The organism is Sinomonas sp. G460-2 (genome assembly GCF_047759905.1).
GTDB lineage: Bacteria > Actinomycetota > Actinomycetes > Actinomycetales > Micrococcaceae > Sinomonas.
This window is the reverse complement of record NZ_JBKZWT010000400.1, coordinates 1-2,776: the sequence shown is the minus strand read 5'-3', so window position 1 is coordinate 2,776 and position 2,776 is coordinate 1. Positions and strand designations below refer to the sequence as shown.

Below are 2,776 nucleotides of genomic sequence, written 5' to 3'. Positions count from 1 at the left end.
GCTGCGGGATCGCGCCGAGCGCGAGGCCCGGAGTTCCCGCCGTCGGGAGGTCCTTGAGCGAGTGGATGGCCACGTCGCAGCGGTCCGCGAGGAGCGCTTCGCGGAGGGCTGCGACGAACACGCCCGTCCCGCCGAGCTGCGCGAGCGAACCGGTCCGAACGTCGCCCTCGGTCTTGATCCGCACGAGCTCCGTCTCGAAGCCGCCCACGGCGGAGAGCAGCTCGGCGGTCTGTCGGGTCTGGGTCAGGGCCAGCGCGCTGCCGCGCGTGCCGATGCGCACGGCCACGTCAGGACTCGCGCTCGGTCGGTGCGGTCGCGGAATCACCGGCGGGATAAGGGTCGTGACCCGAGCCCAGCACCGTTCCGGTCACTGTGCCCGCCGCGGCCTCCGCCTCGGCGATGACCGGCTTCGCGCCGCGGAAGTTCTCGCAGCAGCCGGGACGGCACACGTCGTACCACGGCCCGAGACCGGTCACGTGCGGGCGCTCTGCGACGTTCCGCTCCGTGGTCCGCTCGCGGATGAGGTCCACGAGGCCCGCAACGAACTCGCGGTGCACGCCAGGGGTGGGGACGCGCACGGCCTCGATGCCGAGCCCGCGGCACGTCTCGAGCGCCTCGGTGTCGAGGTCCCATGCGACCTCCATGTGGTCGCTCACGAAGCCGAGCGGCACGATGACTGCGCCCTTGACGCCCTCCCCCGCGATCGCCTCGAGGCGATCGTTGATGTCCGGCTCGAGCCACGGGATGTGCGGCGCGCCGGAGCGGGACTGGTACACGAGGTCCCATGCGACGTCCGGGGCGACAGCCGCCATGATCGCGCGGGCGTTCGCGAGGTGCTGCGCGACGTATGCCGAGCCTCCCTCGAACTCGCGCGGCTCGCCCTCGGAGCGCCCCGCGGCGTCGGCGTCGCGGGTCGGAATCGAGTGGGTCGCAAAGAGCACGCGGATCTCGCCGTCGCGCGCGCCGTCCGCCGCGCCAAGGGCCGCACGCACCTGGGCGAGCCCCGCCGTCGTGCCTTCGACGAACGGCGAGACGAAGCCCGGGTGGTCGAAGTACTGGCGCACCTTGTCGACTTCGAGGCGGCCCGCGAGGCCCGTCTCGGTGAGCGCGAGGCCAATGTCCTCGCGGTACTGGCGGCAGCTCGAGTAGCACGAGTAGACGCTCGTCGTGATCATGAGGACGCGGCGGTGGCCGTCGTCGTAGATGCGCTGGAGCGTCTCGGGGATGTACGGGTCCCAGTTGCGGTTGCCCCAGTACACGGGGAGGTCGATGCCCCGCGCGGCGAGCTCGGCCTCGAGGGCCGCCTTGAGCGCGCGGTTCTGAGCATTGATGGGGCTCACGCCGCCGAACGCCCGGTAGTGGTGGCTGACCTCCTCGAGGCGCTCGTCCGGGATTCCGCGCCCGCGCGTCACGTTGCGGAGGAACGGAATGACGTCGTCCTGGCCCTCGGGCCCGCCGAAGGACGCGAGGAGCACGGCGTCGTAGGGCTTGGGCTCCAGGCGGCCAGCCTCGGTGAGGGGATTGACCGCCGTGCTCAGGCTCAGGCCCGCGGGGAGGACCGCCGTCACGCGAGCACCTCGGCGACCTCGGCCGCGGAGATGCGTCGGCCCGTGTGGAACGGGATCTCCTCGCGCACGTGGTTGCGCGCGTCGGTGTAGCGGAGGTGGCGCATCATGTCGACGAGGTCAACGAGCTCGGGGGCCTCGAGGGCGAGGATCCACTCCCAGTCGCCGAGCGCGAACGCGGACACGGTGTTGGAGATGACCTGCGGGAAGTCGCGGCCCAGCATGCCGTGGTCGCGCAGCATGCGTGCGCGCTCGTCGGCGGGGAGCAGGTACCACTCGTAGGAGCGGACGAACGGGTAGACGGTGAGCCACGTGCTCGGCTCGACGCCGCGGGAGAACGCCGGCGTGTGGCTCCTCGCGAACTCGGCCTCGCGGTGCACGCCCATGGCGCTCCACGTCTGCTCGGTGCCGGCGAAGAGCTCGCTGCGGCGGATGTCGCGGACGGCCTGCTGGAGCTCCTCGGCCTGCGGGCCGTGGACCCACACCATGACGTCGGCGCCGGCGCGCATCCCCGAGACGTCGTAGAGGCCGCGGACGGTGACGCCCTTCTGGCCGAGCCGCGCCACGAGGGCCTCGAAGTCCGAGACGGCGCTAGCGGCCGGGGCGGCGCTGCCCGGAACACGGCCGAAGACGCTCCAGAGGGTGAAGAACTGCTGCGTGGGGGCCTCGGCGGCCTCGCCGCCCTCCGTCACCATTTTGGTGACAGATTCGTCAAAAGTGTGGCTCATGGCTCCAGTGTGCTCCTTCGTTCACGGCAAAATCGAATTCAAATCTTCTACAAGACGTAGAAGTGACGAAGATCACGTCATGCGGGCGGAGAGCTCGCGCGCCTGGGCCCTTGCATCGGGCACCACGGACGCGAGCCCGTTGCCGGCGGCCCATCCGCCCACCACCGCGAGTCCCGGCTGCAGCGCGACGAGGCGGCGGATCTCGGCCACGCGCTCGCGGTGGCCCACGGTCGCGAACGGGAGCGCGCCCTCCCACCGCACCACGTCCCAGCCGAGCACGTCGTCGGGGCCGATCGGTACCGTGAGCAGCGCGGACGCGTCGGCGAGTGCGGCGCGAAACAGCTCGTCGTCGGTCTCGGGCTCGCGCACGAGCGCTCCCGTCACGGAATCCTGGACCCTCCCGTAGGAGAGCCGCAGCACGTGGGTCCCCGGCCCGGCCTCGTCGGCGAGCCACCCCCACTTCGCGGTCGCGTGCGTGAGGGC

At 71.8% G+C, this 2,776-nt stretch carries 2 protein-coding genes and 2 pseudogenes; all 4 read right to left on the bottom strand.

All coding sequences use genetic code 11. The annotated features are described in order from the left end of the window. A pseudogene (locus ACLN58_RS20455) lies at window positions 1-286 on the bottom strand (hydroxymethylbilane synthase); the annotation flags it as partial. Window position 287: 1 nt separating this feature from the next. After that, complete coding sequence (locus ACLN58_RS20450; protein ID WP_415857068.1) at window positions 288-1,568, bottom strand: ferrochelatase; 1,281 nt, start codon at window positions 1,566-1,568, stop codon at window positions 288-290. Continuing rightward, window positions 1,565-2,293 carry a hydrogen peroxide-dependent heme synthase gene (gene hemQ / locus ACLN58_RS20445; protein WP_415857067.1) on the bottom strand — a complete coding sequence of 243 codons (729 nt, stop codon included), beginning with the start codon at window positions 2,291-2,293 and terminating at the stop codon, window positions 1,565-1,567. The genes ACLN58_RS20450 and hemQ overlap by 4 nt, the downstream gene beginning before the upstream one ends. A gap of 72 nt (window positions 2,294-2,365) precedes the next feature. Beyond that, window positions 2,366-2,776: pseudogene (locus ACLN58_RS20440) on the bottom strand (protoporphyrinogen oxidase); the annotation flags it as partial.